At 49.3% G+C, this 16,391-nt stretch carries 17 protein-coding genes and 1 pseudogene; 6 read left to right on the top strand and 12 right to left on the bottom strand.

Annotated elements, in window-relative coordinates:
* Positions 1-131: 131 nt before the first annotated feature.
* The 5 genes and pseudogenes from HUB64_RS23105 to HUB64_RS01920 form a co-directional block, all read right to left on the bottom strand.
* Positions 132-230: pseudogene (locus HUB64_RS23105) on the bottom strand (radical SAM protein); the annotation flags it as partial.
* 28 nt (positions 231-258) lie between these two features.
* Positions 259-585: a putative quinol monooxygenase gene (locus tag HUB64_RS01935; RefSeq protein ID WP_113939190.1), complete on the bottom strand. Its 327-nt coding sequence runs from the start codon at positions 583-585 to the stop codon at positions 259-261.
* A 99-nt stretch (positions 586-684) separates the two neighbouring features.
* A complete protein-coding gene (locus tag HUB64_RS01930) occupies positions 685-1,140 on the bottom strand; it encodes a GNAT family N-acetyltransferase (RefSeq protein ID WP_131524255.1) in 456 nt (151 codons plus the stop codon).
* Positions 1,141-1,302: 162 nt separating this feature from the next.
* Positions 1,303-2,931 carry a DHA2 family efflux MFS transporter permease subunit gene (locus tag HUB64_RS01925; protein ID WP_131524254.1) on the bottom strand — a complete coding sequence of 543 codons (1,629 nt, stop codon included), beginning with the start codon at positions 2,929-2,931 and terminating at the stop codon, positions 1,303-1,305.
* 1 nt (position 2,932) lies between these two features.
* Positions 2,933-3,991, bottom strand: coding sequence for an HlyD family secretion protein (locus tag HUB64_RS01920; protein WP_173496250.1), 1,059 nt, complete (start codon positions 3,989-3,991; stop codon positions 2,933-2,935).
* 94 nt (positions 3,992-4,085) lie between these two features.
* On the opposite strand from HUB64_RS01920, the gene HUB64_RS01915 reads away from it, so the two are divergent.
* Positions 4,086-5,030: a LysR family transcriptional regulator gene (locus HUB64_RS01915; RefSeq protein ID WP_173496249.1), complete on the top strand. Its 945-nt coding sequence runs from the start codon at positions 4,086-4,088 to the stop codon at positions 5,028-5,030.
* A 203-nt stretch (positions 5,031-5,233) separates the two neighbouring features.
* Positions 5,234-5,644 (top strand): large-conductance mechanosensitive channel protein MscL, encoded by a 411-nt coding sequence (gene mscL, locus HUB64_RS01910; RefSeq protein ID WP_105250328.1) that lies wholly within the window; start codon positions 5,234-5,236, stop codon positions 5,642-5,644.
* A 77-nt stretch (positions 5,645-5,721) separates the two neighbouring features.
* Here mscL and HUB64_RS01905 read toward each other — a convergent pair whose 3' ends face one another.
* From HUB64_RS01905 to HUB64_RS01875, 7 genes are all read right to left on the bottom strand, one after another.
* A complete protein-coding gene (locus HUB64_RS01905; protein WP_025008611.1) occupies positions 5,722-6,045 on the bottom strand; it encodes an antibiotic biosynthesis monooxygenase in 324 nt (107 codons plus the stop codon).
* A 170-nt stretch (positions 6,046-6,215) separates the two neighbouring features.
* Positions 6,216-9,440, bottom strand: coding sequence for an efflux RND transporter permease subunit (locus HUB64_RS01900; RefSeq protein WP_173496248.1), 3,225 nt, complete (start codon positions 9,438-9,440; stop codon positions 6,216-6,218).
* A gap of 29 nt (positions 9,441-9,469) precedes the next feature.
* On the bottom strand, positions 9,470-10,735 hold the full coding sequence (locus HUB64_RS01895) for an efflux RND transporter periplasmic adaptor subunit (protein ID WP_173496247.1): 1,266 nt from the start codon (positions 10,733-10,735) through the stop codon (positions 9,470-9,472).
* A gap of 10 nt (positions 10,736-10,745) precedes the next feature.
* A complete protein-coding gene (locus tag HUB64_RS01890; RefSeq protein ID WP_173247749.1) occupies positions 10,746-12,224 on the bottom strand; it encodes a TolC family protein in 1,479 nt (492 codons plus the stop codon).
* Between the two features lie 328 nt (positions 12,225-12,552).
* Complete coding sequence (locus tag HUB64_RS01885; protein WP_173497870.1) at positions 12,553-12,996, bottom strand: hypothetical protein; 444 nt, start codon at positions 12,994-12,996, stop codon at positions 12,553-12,555.
* A 204-nt stretch (positions 12,997-13,200) separates the two neighbouring features.
* A complete protein-coding gene (locus tag HUB64_RS01880) occupies positions 13,201-13,410 on the bottom strand; it encodes a DUF3012 domain-containing protein (protein ID WP_113939200.1) in 210 nt (69 codons plus the stop codon).
* 36 nt (positions 13,411-13,446) lie between these two features.
* On the bottom strand, positions 13,447-13,812 hold the full coding sequence (locus tag HUB64_RS01875; RefSeq protein WP_105250333.1) for an STAS/SEC14 domain-containing protein: 366 nt from the start codon (positions 13,810-13,812) through the stop codon (positions 13,447-13,449).
* Positions 13,813-13,947: 135 nt separating this feature from the next.
* On the opposite strand from HUB64_RS01875, the gene arfB reads away from it, so the two are divergent.
* The 4 genes from arfB (at position 13,948) to HUB64_RS01855 (ending at position 16,352) form a co-directional block, all read left to right on the top strand.
* Positions 13,948-14,379: an alternative ribosome rescue aminoacyl-tRNA hydrolase ArfB gene (gene arfB / locus HUB64_RS01870; protein ID WP_011787977.1), complete on the top strand. Its 432-nt coding sequence runs from the start codon at positions 13,948-13,950 to the stop codon at positions 14,377-14,379.
* Between the two features lie 287 nt (positions 14,380-14,666).
* On the top strand, positions 14,667-15,107 hold the full coding sequence (aroQ, locus tag HUB64_RS01865) for a type II 3-dehydroquinate dehydratase (protein WP_028759381.1): 441 nt from the start codon (positions 14,667-14,669) through the stop codon (positions 15,105-15,107).
* Between the two features lie 36 nt (positions 15,108-15,143).
* Positions 15,144-15,593 carry an acetyl-CoA carboxylase biotin carboxyl carrier protein gene (gene accB, locus HUB64_RS01860; RefSeq protein ID WP_173496246.1) on the top strand — a complete coding sequence of 150 codons (450 nt, stop codon included), beginning with the start codon at positions 15,144-15,146 and terminating at the stop codon, positions 15,591-15,593.
* Positions 15,594-15,674: 81 nt separating this feature from the next.
* Positions 15,675-16,352: an SDR family NAD(P)-dependent oxidoreductase gene (locus HUB64_RS01855; protein WP_173496245.1), complete on the top strand. Its 678-nt coding sequence runs from the start codon at positions 15,675-15,677 to the stop codon at positions 16,350-16,352.
* The last annotated feature ends 39 nt before the right edge of the window (positions 16,353-16,391 follow it).

The following is a 16,391-nucleotide window of genomic DNA, read 5'->3' as shown; positions in this document are numbered from 1 at the left end:
GTCAAACAATCAAAGTCCAGCTTGTCATTCTTGTCGTAGATAAATACCAGGTACATTGATGACAAATGCAACTTAAGCCAGCAATTTCGCCTTATCCTTACCTAATACGCCTTTTAGCACTAAAGAGTTAAAGTGCAATGGTTCCAGCTGCGGCCATTAGTCACTTGCAGTATCAATGAGATCCATTCGGATAGAGATCTAAATACTGGCTCGATAGCATTAATCAACACTGCAAGCTCCTAATCGTTTATCTCATGGCTAAACAATCACTTGATGATAGGTTTCCACATGGTATGACTCGACTAATTCGGGCATAACCTGGTGGAAATAGTGTTGAATCGCATCTTTAGCGCAGTGCTCATCAAAGGCGGCAATATCGACAAACTTTTCTACAAACGTCACGCGGCGTGGTTCATCACGGCTCACATTGAGTTCGTAACGAATACAACCCGCTTCGCGGCGCGTATCAGGAATAAGGCTCGCGAGCGCAGCTATTAGTGCTTCGGTTTTGCCCTCTTTAGCCAGAAAACTCGCCACGCAGGCAATTTGCTGTTGATTGATTCTATAGTCCGTTGAAGTCGACATCTCAGTTCCTTATTGGCTTAATGTTGAATGTTTATATGCCAAGCTTTTGTTGATCGCTTATGTTGATAATTGATGTAGATAACTCATATTGATAGCCGCTTATGCTGATTGGTAGCGCATATCCAAATGGGGAATACCATCTTCTAAGTACATCTCAGAGCAGGCGACAAAGCCGAGTTTTTGATAGAAAGCTTTGAGGTAATCTTGGGCGCCAATTTGGATCCCCGCATCGGGCCAAGTCGTCAGTGCTGATTCAATGGCGTGCTGCATTAAAGGCATGGCTAGCCCTTTGCCTCGACCCGCTGGCGATACCACCACACGGCCGATACTCGCCTCAGGATAACTCAACCCCGGCGGCAAAATACGCGCGTAGGCAAGCAGTTCCCCGTCTGGCGATAAACCGATCAAATGCTGGGTTTCTGGATGCCTATCCTTATCGTCAAGCTCAGGATAAGCGCAGGCCTGCTCTACCACAAACACATCGACTCTTAGCTTCAATATGTCATATAGCCTATTGGCATTTAATTGATTAAATGTAAGATTTTGCCACTGCAAACGATATCCCTCTGCAAATCATCGAAAAAGAACTTTGAGTCTACCACAGCATAAAGACCATAAAAAAGCGCCTTAATCCGCGAGGACTAAGGCGCAAAGCTGTTGCGCAAACCAATAGATCTGGGGAAATCTATGGCGACAACAGGATAACGAAAAACGTTATTACTCAACCATGGCATCGTGGGCCACAGGCCCTGTCGGTTTACGGATCAGCAGCACAGCGAATACGGCGATGAGTAGCAGAGCGCCCATGATGTAAAACACATCGTTATAGGCCTGAATATAAGCTTGCTGACTCATGGTTTTGCCCAGCAAGGCTTTCGCCTGCGCGGCGGCGGTATAGGGATCTGAACCTCCCGCCTGCAACATACTTGCGCTTTGGGTTAAATAATCCTGTGCTTGCGTGCTCACTGCGGGTAAAGATTCCTTAATATGAGCCAAATGCCCGCGCGACAAAGTGTCAGTCAGGGTCGCCACCAGCGCGATACCAAAAGCACCACCTAAGTTACGCATCACGTTTAATACCGTCGATGCCGAGGCATTTTCATGGGGTTTTAAATGCATAGTCGCAAGCATACCAATAGGCACCAGAATAAAAGGCTGACCTAAGGCCCGCACGACTTGCGAAGCGATCATCTGCGGTCCGGCATAATCTGCGGTCATCTGGCTATTCATGTAATAGCTAATGGCGAACATTAAAAAGCCAAAGGCAGCGAGATAACGACTATCGAATCGCTCCATCAATTTCGGCACTAAGGGCAAGACCAATAGCTGCGGAAATCCCATCCACATAATCACACCACCAATTTCTAACGGTGTGTAATCATGGACTTGTGATAGATAAAGCGGGATCAAATAAATAGCGCCGAATAGTGCCATGCCCAGTAAAAAATACGCCACGGTAGAGAGCACAAAATCACGCTTACCAAGCAGGCGTAAATTCACTAACGGTTCTTTACGCCTTAGCTGGATCCAAACAAACAACACCAGATTCACGACGGCAATAATGGCCAGATTACGAATGAGCTCCGAGCCAAACCAGTCCTTGCGGTTACCTTCTTCGAGCACCACTTCAAGGCAACCCATACCCAGCGCCATAGTGACTATGCCCGCCAGATCAACATTCTTCAGCTTATCCCAAACGACCGACTGCTTCTCTAAACCGTAGGCCAACATGGCCATCACCAACAAACCCGGTGGCACATTGATATAAAACAGATAATGCCAGCTAAATTGCTCGGTCAGCCAACCGCCTAAGGTCGGGCCGATTGAAGGCGCAAAAGTCGCCGTCACGCCAAATAACGCCATGCCGACGGCACGTTTGTTATCGGGTAAAAACTCAAGAATAAGCCTAAAGGCCAGCGGAATTAGTGCACCACCAAAAAAGCCCTGTAGCGCCCGAAAGGCGATCATGGCCTCTAAGTTCCACGCGATTGAGCAAAGCACAGAAGCAAAGATAAAAGCAGCCGTGGTCCATAACAGATAACGCCTGACCGACAATCCTGTGCTGAGCCAGCCAGAGAGCGGGATCGCGATCATCTCAGCAACCAGATACGCGGTTGAAATCCAGCTGCCTTCTTCGAGCGTTGCCCCAAGGCTGCCTTGAATCTCCTTCATCGATGCGTTGGTGATTTGAATATCGAGGATCGCCATAAAGGCGCCGATCAAACCACCAAATACCGCAATCCATGAACGGCGACTGCCACGCTCATAATCGGTAGGCTTTCTAGGTACACTGATGCCCTGCGCCTCCATATCGGCAGACGCAGTGATAGAGCCAGTTGCGCTCATACTAACGACCTGTATTTGCAGCGATTGCCGATGTTGATGACTCAGATGCCGTATCCACTTTTACGACTGCACTTAAGCCCGGTAGCATGTGTGCTTCTTCCTCAGTTAAATCTAAGCGAATACGCACGGGAATACGCTGCACGATTTTAGTGAAGTTACCTGTGGCGTTTTCCGCCGGCAGTAGACTGAATTTGGCTCCGGACGCCGGTGACAGACTATCGATAACACCTATAAAGGTTTTGTCGGGAAACGCATCGAGACTGACCTGCACCGACTGTCCTGGTTGCATATGTTGGATCTGGGTCTCTTTAAAGTTCGCCGTGATCCACACTGCCCCATCCGGAACCAAACTGTAGAGTGCTTGGCCGGGCTGCACGTACTGCCCCACCATAGCGCCACGTTTACCAATCACCCCAGAAAAAGGTGCGGTCACGCGGGTATCATTTAATTGAATTTTCGCCAGTTCTAAAGTCGCATCGGCCTGCTCTACTACTGAACCCGCCTGATCTAATTGGGCATTAAAAACCGCTAACTCACGTTGCTTTGCCACTAACACGGCTTGAGCTTCATCGAGACGGGCGGCGGCAGAATCAAATCCGGCCTGTAGTTGGTCGACATCATCTTGGGAGCTGTAATTACTGACTTTAAGCTTTTTCGAACGGCTCAATTGTTGTTGTGCCCGTATTTTATCGGCCTTTGCCGCCACCACGCCTGCGTTGGCTTGAGTGATTAACGCCCGTTGCAACTCCACCTTTGCGGCTAAGGTTTGCAAGTCCGCCTTCGCACTCGCCTGTGAGGCTTCGGCTTGACTCACTTTGGCACTAAACTGGTTATCTTCTAGCTGAGCTAATAACTCACCCTTTTGCACATGCTGGTTATCGGTTACATCGCTTAACACAACGTAGCCAGGCACTTTCACGCTGATATGGGAAATATCGGCCTCAACATAAGCGTTATCAGTGGTTTCGATAAAACGTACCTGTGTCCACCAGTAATAACCGCCTCCCGCAACTGCAGCGAGTAACAGTGGAACGGCGATAATGAGTTTACTTTTGGACATGAATGACTCCTTGATTAGTGATATCTAGTGTACTACTGTCTCACTAAGTTTATTAGTCAGTAAAAAATTAACCCACTGTTTCACAGGTGTAACAATGATGGATCTCAATCGCGTGCAAATTTTCGCTCAAGTGGTCGAGCAAGGCAGCTTTACGGGTGCCGCCAAAGCCCTTGGGCTCACTAAGGCAACCGTCAGTCGCAAGATAGCCGAGCTCGAAGCCGATACCGGCACACAACTGCTGTTTCGCACCACCAGAGCCCTAAAACTCACCGAAGCAGGATCGAGTTATTACAACAGGATCAATAAGATCCTCACCGATCTGCAGAGCGCTGAAAATCAGCTCAGCGCCCAACAGCAATTGATTAAAGGCAATCTAAAAATTGTCTGCCCAATTGAATTAGGCCAATTGTTTTTAGGGCCTATTTTCGCGCAGTTTTTAACGCTTTATCCCGAAATCACCATAGAGGCTGAACTCACCAACCGTAAGGTCGATGTAATAGAAGAAGGCATCGATCTGTTATTTCAAATTGCCGATTCGGGTGACACTCGCCTGCAAAGCTATGCCTTAGTCAACGCCCATAAATCGCTCATGGCAAGCCCAGCTTATTTAGCTGCCCATGGAACGCCCAAGGTGCCACAGGACTTAGCCAAACATAAAGCGATTCGCTTGCAGTCGGCGCATATCGAAGGTGCGTGGAAATTATTCGATGGTAAAACTTGGATTGTCGCCGAGCCCAAGACTCAACTGACGGTAAACAATGTCACCCTCGCTCGCGAGGCCGCCATTGCGGGGCTTGGGATCACAGCGGTGCCGTCCATCATAGCCCAAGTCGCATTAGAAAAGGGCGATTTAATCCCGCTACTAGATGACTATCCAATGGTGCAAACTAAGGTAGTGCTTAGCTATCCACAGCGGGCGTATCTACCGCGAAAATACCGCGTCTTTATCGAATTCATCTATAGCTCCCTATTTAAACGTTGGGGATCGCAAGTCTTAGAAGTCCCTGATTTTATCGGCCATGCCGATCTAGATGAATAAATCGAATACCCCAAACAGTAACAATTGTTACTTTGTAAAGTGTAAATCATTGCCTTGAGGATAAATCCTCTATGTCAGAATTGCCTTAATCCATAAGCCCCTATAAGCTTGGCAAGGTAACAGGCTGCAAAAGACCTTAGGTTTTCCTGATACAGTTTGCACAATAAAATTTAACATTTAATCTCAATTTTGGAGGAAACCTAATGAGCTTAATTAAAGAGTTCAAGGCTTTTGCGTCCCGTGGCAATGTGATCGACATGGCCGTTGGTATTATCATAGGTGCCGCATTCGGCAAAATCGTCTCGTCCTTCGTGGCCGATGTCATCATGCCACCAATTGGCATCATCCTAGGCGGCGTGAATTTTAGTGATTTGAGCATAGTGCTACAGGCAGCTCAAGGCGATGCGCCTTCTGTGGTCATTGCCTATGGCAAATTCATTCAGACTATTATCGACTTTACGATTATCGCCTTCGCCATTTTTATGGGTTTAAAAGCCATTAACACCCTAAAACGCAAGGAAGAAGATGCGCCTAAAGCGCCACCAGCACCGACCAAAGAAGAAGAGTTGCTGTCTGAAATCCGCGATCTATTGAAAGCTCAACAAGAAAAATAATCTCAAACTTGAGTGTCACGCATAAAAAACCCATCTCTAGAGATGGGTTTTGTTTTTTACATCAGCGAGATAAGTGATTACTCAGCTTCAACATGCACAGTTTCACTGTAATCTTGCACTACTTCTGCCACCCGAATGCGATAAGAGTTAAACAAACAGGGCACTATACCCGTTTGCTCAGCAATGCTGTGGGCCATCTGATTACGCCATTGGGTGATGGAAGCTTGGTCCTCCCAGAACGACAGGCTCAGTACTTTGCCATCGTCGGTTAGGCTCTGAAAACGTTCGATCGAAATCAATCCCTTGCGGCCTTCTAAATATTGGCGCATTTCAGCCGCCACGTGCAGATACTCTTCCTTCCCTTCCTTTGTCGGGATGACTTCAAAAATTACCGCAATCATAATGTTCTCCAGAAATGAATGTCCTTAATGTCGACTCTAAGACTAGCCCATCTATCACTCTTTAGCTCACTGATTTTTAGAGTTTTAGTCAATGTGATAACCCTGTCTACAACGAAGGCAATAACCCGAAACATAACAAGTTATTGCCCACGATGACGGCTTACTTGTGATTAACCGAGCTCATCAATGCGCTTATCGCCGCGATATAACCAGCGATACAAGGTCGGCAAGACGAGTAAGGTCAGCGCCGTCGAGCTAAACAAGCCACCGATAATCACCACTGCCAAGGGCTTTTGGATCTCACTGCCGACACCCGATGACAATAAAATCGGGATCAAACCTAAGGCCGAGGTCAGTGCCGTCATCAATACCGGCCGTAAACGCCCAACCGTGCCCTCATAAACACAATCATAGAGTGCTTCGCCGCTTTGCCTGCGCTGATTAATCGAATCCACCAGCACCACACCGTTGAGCACCGCTACCCCAAATAGAGTGATAAAGCCAATAGAGCTAGGCACAGATAAATAAGTGCCACTGACATACAGGGCCACTATGCCGCCAATCAAAGCTAAGGGCACGTTCGCCATGATGAGCAACACTTGCTTGAATGAACCAAAGGAGAAGTACAACAACAAGGCAATCAAGGCGATAGAAATCGGCACCACTAGCATCAACTTTTGCTGCGCTCGCTGCTGATTCTCATACTGGCCGCCAATGATCACTGTATATCCCGCTGGCAAATCCGCCTTTGGCACTAGGGCATAAATATCTTTTACAACCGAGCCCATATCGCGCCCCGCCACGTTGGCCTGCACCACAACACGGCGCTGCACATCGTCACGGCGAATATTCGGCGGCGCCATTTCCACTTCGACGCTGGCGACTTCCCCTAAGCGCACTGTGGCGCCATTTGTACCACTGAGTAATAAGTCTTTAATCGCATCAGGGCTTTGGCGAAACTCGGCCGCGAGTCGCACATTGATGTCGTATCTGGCATTGCCATCGATCACTTGCCCTGCACTCGCGCCGCCAATACCTTGGCTGACGAGGCTCATCACTTGATCGACACTGATGCCGTAACGCGCCAATAGCTCGCGTTTGGGGCGCACGACTAATTGCGCCTCACCGCTCACTTGCTCAAGCGACACATCCACGGCACCGGGGATTTTCGCGACAAGATCGGTAAGCGCTTGGCCTTTCTGTGACAATACTGCTAAATCTGGGCCGAAGATTTTGATCGCTAACTGGGCTTTTACCCCCGAAAGTAATTCATCTACCCGAGTCGCAATCGGCTGCGAAAAGGTCAACAAGAGTCCAGGGAACACGCTGAGCTTTTCCTCCATCAAGCGTTGCAGTTCCAAACGCGAGCTTGCCGACTGCCACTCTGCTATCGGTTTCAAGCCAATATAGACTTCAATATTACTCACAGGCTCGGGATCGCCGCCCAATTCAGGTGCACCAATGCGGCTCAGGGCATATTCCACCTCGGGAAATGCTAGCAAAATAGCCTCAAGCTTAGGTGCTACTTGAAGCGAAGTACCTAAACTCGCCGTCGGTGCCAGCGTCACCCTCAAGTTAATCGTGCCTTCCTCCAGTTCAGGCACAAATTCGGTACCCAGCCTTGGTAGCAATAATAGACTCAAGCCGAACATCACCAAGGCGCTGAGCATCACCACCTTTGGCCTAGCAAGCGTTGCCGTCAGTAACTTGCGATAAGCGGCATCCAGTGGCGCTAAAATAACACTTTGTTTAAGCATCACACCGCGCTTAAACAGATACACGGCAAGGGCTGGCACGGCGATCAGCGCCACCAGCAGCGCCGACATCATAGCCAAAATAATACTGACCGCCATCGGCTGGAACAGCTTGCCTTCAACGCCTTCGAGTGCAAACAGCGGCGCAAATACGACGATAATAATGGCGGTGGCGAAGAAGATTGGACTACACACCTCTTTTGCCGCGAGCATTATCCGAATAACCATATTCGATTCGCTGACATCACCACTGGCTTTAGCGCCATCCTCCTCACTGTGATAGGGATCGTCCTCACCATCGGCACGCGCCCTCGCCTCAGGTAAATGGCGGCGATCCGGTTGGGTTAAGTGTTTGAAAATATTCTCTACCATCACCACAGAGCCATCGACTAACATACCAATCGCCACTGCTAAGCCGCCGAGCGACATCAGGTTTGCCGACAGACCATAATAGGACATCACCATAAGCGCGAGCCCGATAGACACTGGAATCGACAGCAACACCAACAAGGTCGCACGGATATTGACGAGGAACAACGCCAAGATCACCACGATAAACACAAAGGCCATTAGCAGCGCATCGCGCACTGTGGTCACAGCCTTATCGACCAGATCCGCTTGGTCGTAAAACACCTCAAAGGACACGCCATCGGGCAAGGCCTGCTCAATAAGGCTCACCCGTGCACCAATATCGTCAATCGTCGCCTTAGTGTTTGCCCCCATGCGTTTGAGCACGACACCAGCCACCACTTCACCGAGATTTTGCACTTGGCCTGATTCATCGCGGCGCGTCATAGTCACAGCCCCGACACGGATCTCGCTGCCGAAATCCACCTGAGCGATATCGCCAATACGCACTGGCGTGCCGCTGGCTTCGGTCAGAGGGATCTGCGCGATCGCCGTTAATCCAGCGTCTCCTGCGGGCAACATGCCATAGCCGCGCACCACAAGTTGCTCTTGGCCTTGGTCCATAAACCAACCGCCAGCGTTGCGGTTATTGCTCTCTAGCGCTTCTGTCACCTGCGCCATAGACAAGCCATAGGCACGCAGTTTATTCGGGTCGACCTGCACTTGGTATTGGCGCACATCGCCACCAAAAGACAAGACTTCAGTCACGCCGCCCACGGGCATCAATATCAACTTCACCAGATAATCATTTAAGCTACGCAGCTCGGCGGCATTAATGCCAGAGTTAGGTTCTGCACGCAGAATATACTGATAAATCTGCCCTAATCCCGAGGTATTGGGGCCGATTTCCGGCACTCCGACGCCGCTTGGGATCATCTCCCGCGCCGCCTGCAACTGTTCAAACACTTGCTGACGAGCGAAGTAAATATCCGTCCCCTCGGCAAATACCACAGTCACAATCGACAAGCCGGTACGCGATAACGAGCGCACCTCAGTCACAGCTGGCAAGGCGTACATGGCCGATTCCACCGGATAACTGATAAGTTTTTCCACCTCTTCTGCAGCTAAGCCTTCGGCCGCTGTATTGATGGTCACTTGCACGTTAGTCACATCAGGAAAGGCATCGAGATTCAACTTAGGTAACATGGCCACACAGCCCACAATCACGGCGAGCAGAGCCAATACCACTAACAGCCGATTTTTAATCGCGGCTTCGATTAACTTTTGCAACATAGAAAATCTCCAAAATAAGGGCGCTCATATTAGTGGGCGTGAATATCAAAGCCCGCTTTCGCCTGCTCGGATGCCAAGAAGAACGCGCCAGCCACCACAACCTTGAGCTGTGCCTGTTGGGCTTTTTCAAGCTCAGGTCCACGCACTAGACTCAGACCACGTTGACGCTGCACCACTTCTACCTCAATGGACTCGAAGCCATCCTCATCTTGAATAAAAATCTGCCAATCGCCATCGCCGCCACGGGTCAACGCCGTATCGGGCAGCACTATGCCACTGCCGTTTGGATCGGTAGTAGAGCCAGCAAAATAGAGTTCAGCAAATTGCCCCGCATGCAACACATGATCAGGATTGTGCATACTCACCAGCACTTGCTCGGTGCGCGTTACGCTGTCGAGTTCATGGGAGCGACCGATAATCTTACCTACCAACGTCTTATCCCCTACTTGCACTAAAGCTGAACTGCCAACCTGGATATGCGTAGTTTGAGTTGGGGTTAACTGCGCCTCAACCCATAAATAGGATTCATCGGTCAGTTGCATTAAGGGCGTGCCCGCGCTAAAAACTTGACCTAGCATGGCGATATCCTGCTGCACTCGGCCGTCAATTGGCGCTAAGAGTTGATAACTGCCTATGGCTTCGGGCGTCGATTCCAGTGCACGAATTTGCGCGGGCGTCATCTTAATTGCCTCTAAAATCGCCCGTTTAAGTTCGGCATCCACCTGCGCCTGCATCCGCCGACTGACGCTAACCGCACCTTCACTCATGCGTTTGACTCGACTCCATTCGGCAGCGGCATTAATGTAGTCCGCCTGTGCCTGCGCAACGGCTGCGCCACCCAAGGTAAGTAAAGGCTCACCTTTTTTCACTTCTTGTCCCGGCACTACATGGCGCGCCAACACACGCACATCGAGCTGCGGCGCAAGGGTCGCGGTTCGATCGCGATCCACCACTAAGGTCGCCGTCGCCCTAATATCGAGATTCAAATTGGCTAGGTTCAAGCTATCGCTCGACAAAGGTAATAAGCTAATCCCCGCCAAGGCTTGCTGCGCTTCGGTCAATTTCAGCGCCTGTTCGCCGTGTTCATCCGTCGACGCCATTTGCGTTACCGAATCGCCACTTTCCTTAGCGACGGGGGCGTGATCACCGCCAGCCAATACAGGCTGAGCGAGAAATGCCAGCGTGCTCAGCACGAATAATGCGAGAGCGATTTTTGATAGGTTAAACCGACGCTTTTCAGACGTCGTTACAGCATCCAGTTGAAGGACATTTTCATGGTGAGTATTTGAATTCATTATTGTGACCTCATGGGTTTACTGTGCGTACGGCGGTATTAGATGTTATCGAAGGGACTGCATTTAGCTTTTCTATAATGAGCTTTTCGATAAAAGGCATAAGCTGGCCACTTTCGCCCATCCAAGTTAACCAACTCTGATAGATAGCCGTTTCTAGGTTTAAGCCCACCAAATAACTGGCGGCTAACTGACGACGGCTCTGCAAGTACTCGCTAGTACTCACATCCCCCGCCTGCCATTGTTGGCTTAAGGATTTAGCGGCTTTAGCACCTGACACTTGCACTAACTCACGCCAGTCTTGGTAACGTTCGAGTAAACGCGGTAACGCATAGAGGAATTGTTTCTGCTTAGCGGTAAGCACTCGCTCACGGGCAAGATAGCCTTGCTCCGCGATAGCGATGCCCTTATCGGCTACGGCTTGTAACTCACTGTAGTTATTGCGAACTTGTAGAGGAATCGACACGCCGACACCGAGCTTATTGTCCGTGCCCTCCTTTTCAGCGCCTAGGCTAATAGTCGGGTCAGCTGAAGCTTCCGCTTTGACTTGCATGACATTAACTCTGGCGAGCAGCACTTGCTGATAAGCACTCGCCAAGGCTGGCAAGGCTGATTTAGAGGTACCCAACTCGGCCGCTGGCGCTTGCTTAGCCTGAGTCACAAAGAAATGGATCTCCTTGATAAACTCACTAAAAGCGAAATTATTATCCCCAAGTAATTCAATTACTTTGCCATCGGCCACTAAGGCCACCTGCTCGGCTAAGGCGTAGTCGGCAGTATTAGAGGCGACTTCGAGTTGTATCAATTGCAGCTCGACGTTAGACAAATCCCCCGCTGCCAATCGCTGCTCAGCAATATTGAGCTGCGCCTTAGTGAACCTTAATTGCTGCTCGGCAAAGGTCAGCGCCTTACGGCTTTGCGCCTGTTCTGCCAACGCCAGTAAGCGTTCGGCCAACATTTGGCTACGCTCTAACCCTATGTCCGCTAACAGGATTTGCGCTTCAAGCTCGGCACGCTGTGTCGCCACGCCGCGCTTGTCGCCCCAATCGAGGGTTTGACTGAGCCCTAAGCTGTAGGCATCTGTATCAGCATTTTGATAATTAAGCCCAAGTTCTGGGTTATACACAGCGCGATCTGCCGCCTGAATGGCCAGTTTGGCCTGTTGCTGCCTTACAAGCTGCGCCTGAACTTCAGGTAACTGATTGAACTGTGTTAGTAACTCAGGCAACCATTGGCCAAAGTTGACATGTGCCGTGTCGGTTTCTTTGGCGGGTAAACCCAGTGATTGCGCCTTAAATGACTCAACTTCAGAGGCATTGATTTCAGGGGCATTAGCTTCAGAGGCTTTGGTTTCAAGGACGTTGACTTCAAGAGAGTCATTTTCTGCCGCGAGGGCAAAGGCTACCAATCCGGCGGCCAATACTAACCCACAGCTAAACAAGCCCGATCTAAATAGACAAACTAAAGTACGGGCGAGAATCGTTTTTTTCATCGCAAATCCTAACAATATCGAATGTGGATCGGCTGGCTTTTGCGCCCAAAGCGAGACCGCTAGATGTGAGCTTCATTTAAATAGCTCAATGCAAAGCAATCATATCGTTCTGGGCATGGCAAATAAGCGCCGATCGAATCATCCCGCCAAGCAATACAGTAACGGCTCAAAAGCCAATGACGGCTCCAACAGTTAACGCTGCGAGCATCAGTTCAAGCGTATCTTTTGGGAGATGAACATAACGGGCTTATCACGTGGCAAAATAGAATGAGATCCAATCAGATGAATCAATCGTCCTAGGCCGAGAAATAAGCCGAATATTGGAGAATTAAGCGATAGGAGGGCGGTATTTAGGTAAATTTTCAGGCGGGAAATAGGATACATCGGTAGGCAGATAGACGCTTTCTAACGCCTGTACAGGCTGACTCACTGCCTGAGATAACAACGCCACATGACCGCCATGGCATTGGCAGTCGAGGCATAGGTCAAAATCTTGTATTTCAGTGGTTTTCACTAAGTGGGAATGAAATCCGTTGCTTTGGTTCTCACCCGCGTGATGACTGGTGACACCCGTGGAGTCCGCAAAGCCTAAGGCTTGCTCGCTTGGACAAACGCAATCGACACATTGGGCCAAAGTGGTTACTTGGGCACTAAATTGCAGATGGGGATGATTATCAGCTTCTTCCGCGCCATTGCCCGCATGTAACTGATGCGCCCCCAAATTCGCGCCAGCAAATTGCAGCACGATAATGGCTATCAGTAGGGTCACCATTCGAGTAAAAAATGGCTTAGCGGTAGAATTCAAATATCACCTATAGCAAATAACGGATAACGGATAACGGATAACGGATAACGGATAACGGATAACGGATAACGGAACATCTGACCCGTATGATAAACATAAGTTCACAGCTCGCAAGCAAAGTATTTCAAGCTGTGATCTCTAAAGGCTAACGCTGACTTAAACACTCAGTGCTTATTTAAATACACAGTGCTTAGCATAATCAGCGGCTTCGTTAGCAGTCCAATCGCCAGACGGCTTATTTTTCATCTGTTTACACCAAGCATCACTGCCCACTTCTGGCGCGCAGGCACTCAGTCCAGCGGTAAATGCCAACACTAACGCAATCGCACTGACCTTAGAAACTGTCAGTGAAGAAAAAGAGCGCGATTTCAATAATGACATACTTAATTCCTTGTAAATATGGCCTAAATTAGACCATTAAATATTTGAACGCTTAGTGATCCAAGCAATCGCTTTGGCTTTCTGTTCGAGTGGAAACCAAGCCACTTCGCCCTGCATAAAAGGCCCGAGTAAGCGTACCGCATTTCCTACCCAATCAGGGCCGCCCACAAACACTAAGGCTTCAAAATTCGGTAACTGGACTTCACCACTACCGGTCAGCGACTCAAACTCCCAGCCTTCGAGTAACACATCCGCCTCAATATACAGGCAAACTTGGCCCCAATCCTTACGATAACTCTTAATCGCAGGCTGTAAACGGGTCCGATAATCGGTGGAGGATAGTCGGCCACTGGCAAAAAGACTGATAACACCCTTAGCAATATCGGGGATTTGGCATAACATAGAGGCACTCCGAATCGAGAACACTTTTGCAGGCAATGGCTTTAGCCAATGCAGTGGCAAAGAATGCGCCCGATGATAACAAATCTATTGGAAAGCCATAAGTCATTATTGATGGCTTCTCAATCCATGCTGAAAATGCCTAAGTTTGCCATGATAAAAATCTCAAACCGTGTGGAACTTCAGGAAAATGAAATCGAGTGGCAATTTATCCGTTCGAGTGGTGCAGGCGGCCAGCACTTAAATAAAGTGTCCACCGCTGCGCAACTGATTTTCGATATTAAAAGCTCATCATTACCCGAGTTTTACCAAGAACGCTTGCTCAACAAGGCGGATCACCGCATCACTAAAAGCGGCAAAATCATTATCAAATGCCAAGCGAGTCGCAGCCAGGATGCCAATCGCCAAACAGCCTTGGAGCAATTTATCGCCTTAGTTGCCAGTGTCGGTGAAGTGCAGAAAAAACGCATCCCCACCCGCGCCACTAAAGGCAGCCAAACGCGGCGATTAGAGACCAAGAAACAAAAAGGTGCCACTAAGGCCATGCGCCAACAGAAGAGTGACTATTAACTTAGGTGATAGTTAACTTAGGTGACAATTAACTCAACTGACAGCCAACTTAGGCAATTGCTAACTCGGTACCAGAGAAATAACCGCAATTGAACCCAGCCAACAATGGCACAAGATGCCAAAGGTATAATCGGCTCGCACATGATCAGCTCGCACACAATCGACTAACGGATAATGCAAAATCGATTTGAACAGGTTAAGTTAGTGGCCTATGTAGAAAACTGAAATAATTTTTTCCAACTTTAATCCCAGCATTAATCCCAAGGCATGTCGTAAAGGAAAGCGCAATGAGTCACAAAATTTTGCTCGTCAATGGCCCCAATCTCAACCTCTTAGGCCGCCGCGAGCCCAGCGTTTACGGTCATCAAACCTTAGCCGACATAGTGGCGGAGTTAAACCAGCAGGCAAAGTTGGCGGGAGTTGAGCTCGAACATATTCAGTCCAACGCCGAATTTGAGCTAATCAATGCTATTCATGCGACTGATGCCCAGATGATTATTATCAATCCCGCCGCCTTTACTCACACCAGCGTCGCCCTGCGTGATGCCTTGCTTGGCGTGGCAATTCCTTTTTTTGAAGTGCATTTATCCAATGTGCACGCCCGTGAAGCCTTTCGCCACCATTCCTATTTTTCCGATAAGGCGATAGGCGTGATTTGCGGTTTTGGTTCACAGGGTTATGAGTTTGCACTGGCGGCGGCCATTAAGCGGCTCAACCAGCCACAGTAAATTCTATTCAATAGCGTGCTTTGCAAGGGCAGATAAATGGCAATGGATCTTCGTAAAATTAAAAAACTCATTGAGTTAGTACAAGAATCTGACATAGCAGAACTGGCGATCACTGAAGGTGAAGAATCAATTCGCATCACCCGCTACAGCCCTATGCCAGCCAATGTGCAATCGCAGCAAGCGATCCCCAGAGCACCTGTGGCGCCTTTGAATGAACAGGCAAAGCAAACAAGCATTTCGCCAAGTACAGAAGGTTTTGTGCAAGTCTCGCCTATGGTCGGCACTTTTTACGCGGCGGCAGAACTCGATGATGTGCCGCTGGTTAAAGTCGGTCAACGAGTGAGCCAAGGTGAAGTGATCTGCATTATCGAAGCGATGAGAATGATGAATCCCATCCAAGCCGAGCGCGATGGCGTGGTCAGCGCTATTTGGGCCAAAGACGGCGATGAAGTGGCATTCGATCAGCCGCTATTTACCTTAATCTAACCGCTCGCCTTCCCATGAATTGAAGCGCACTTAAATTTAAGATGCGGTTTTCAAGCCAAGACAGCATTAACCGAGGTCACTATGATATTAATTACCGGCGCCAGCAGTGGTTTAGGCGCGGCGCTCGCATCGCTCTACGCCAAAGAGAATGAAGCACTGACACTCACAGGTCGCCATGCCGAGCGTCTGCAAACCGTCGCCAATGCATTAACGCCCTTCTCCAACAAAACGATCGCCGCGATCACCGCCGATCTCGCCAGTGAATCGAGTCTCGAAGCCCTGTTCGATGGCCTAACGCAAGCCCCTAAAACCGTGATCCACTGCGCGGGCAGCGGCTACTTTGGAGCGATTGAAACCCAAGGGGCGAGCGATATCCAAAGCCTGCTCAATAACAATGTCACCTCGACGATTTTGTTAGTGCGGGAATTAGTGAAACGCTATAAGGATCAAGCTGTCACTGTGGTTGTGGTCATGTCCACCGCAGCACTGGCCGCCAAGGCGGGAGAATCCACTTACTGCGCGGCAAAATGGGCGGTGCGGGGATTTATCGAGTCGGTGCGATTAGAGCTTAAACAAAGCCCAATGAAGTTGATTGCCGTGTATCCCGGCGGCATGGACACAGGCTTTTGGCCCAGTAGCGGTAAGGCTTTAGATACCTCAAGCTTTATGTCCGCCGATGAAGCGGCTAGCATGCTCAAACAAGCCTTGGTTGCCACAGAGCATGGTTATATCGCCGATATCACCATACAAAGGGGCTAAATGTGCGGATTCGAGACGCAGAATATGACCACTGCGTCT

Origin of the sequence: Shewanella sp. ISTPL2 (genome assembly GCF_013283205.1) — a bacterium.
Lineage (GTDB): Bacteria > Pseudomonadota > Gammaproteobacteria > Enterobacterales > Shewanellaceae > Shewanella > Shewanella oncorhynchi.
The sequence above is the reverse complement of the archived record's forward strand: the minus strand, read 5'-3'. Positions and strand labels throughout refer to the sequence as shown.

Coding starts and splice junctions, on each gene's coding strand:
- HUB64_RS01915 (WP_173496249.1), top strand. CDS start 4,086: ATGATGGATCTCAATCGCGTGCAAATTTTCGCTCAAGTGGTCGAGCAA.
- HUB64_RS01895 (WP_173496247.1), bottom strand. CDS start 10,735: ATGAATTCAAATACTCACCATGAAAATGTCCTTCAACTGGATGCTGTA.
- HUB64_RS01900 (WP_173496248.1), bottom strand. CDS start 9,440: ATGTTGCAAAAGTTAATCGAAGCCGCGATTAAAAATCGGCTGTTAGTG.
- HUB64_RS01855 (WP_173496245.1), top strand. CDS start 15,675: ATGATATTAATTACCGGCGCCAGCAGTGGTTTAGGCGCGGCGCTCGCA.
- aroQ (WP_028759381.1), top strand. CDS start 14,667: ATGAGTCACAAAATTTTGCTCGTCAATGGCCCCAATCTCAACCTCTTA.
- HUB64_RS01880 (WP_113939200.1), bottom strand. CDS start 13,410: ATGTCATTATTGAAATCGCGCTCTTTTTCTTCACTGACAGTTTCTAAG.
- HUB64_RS01925 (WP_131524254.1), bottom strand. CDS start 2,931: ATGAGCGCAACTGGCTCTATCACTGCGTCTGCCGATATGGAGGCGCAG.
- arfB (WP_011787977.1), top strand. CDS start 13,948: ATGCCTAAGTTTGCCATGATAAAAATCTCAAACCGTGTGGAACTTCAG.
- HUB64_RS01890 (WP_173247749.1), bottom strand. CDS start 12,224: ATGAAAAAAACGATTCTCGCCCGTACTTTAGTTTGTCTATTTAGATCG.
- HUB64_RS01905 (WP_025008611.1), bottom strand. CDS start 6,045: ATGATTGCGGTAATTTTTGAAGTCATCCCGACAAAGGAAGGGAAGGAA.
- accB (WP_173496246.1), top strand. CDS start 15,144: ATGGCAATGGATCTTCGTAAAATTAAAAAACTCATTGAGTTAGTACAA.
- HUB64_RS01920 (WP_173496250.1), bottom strand. CDS start 3,991: ATGTCCAAAAGTAAACTCATTATCGCCGTTCCACTGTTACTCGCTGCA.
- HUB64_RS01935 (WP_113939190.1), bottom strand. CDS start 585: ATGTCGACTTCAACGGACTATAGAATCAATCAACAGCAAATTGCCTGC.
- HUB64_RS01885 (WP_173497870.1), bottom strand. CDS start 12,996: ATGGTGACCCTACTGATAGCCATTATCGTGCTGCAATTTGCTGGCGCG.
- mscL (WP_105250328.1), top strand. CDS start 5,234: ATGAGCTTAATTAAAGAGTTCAAGGCTTTTGCGTCCCGTGGCAATGTG.
- HUB64_RS01875 (WP_105250333.1), bottom strand. CDS start 13,812: ATGTTATGCCAAATCCCCGATATTGCTAAGGGTGTTATCAGTCTTTTT.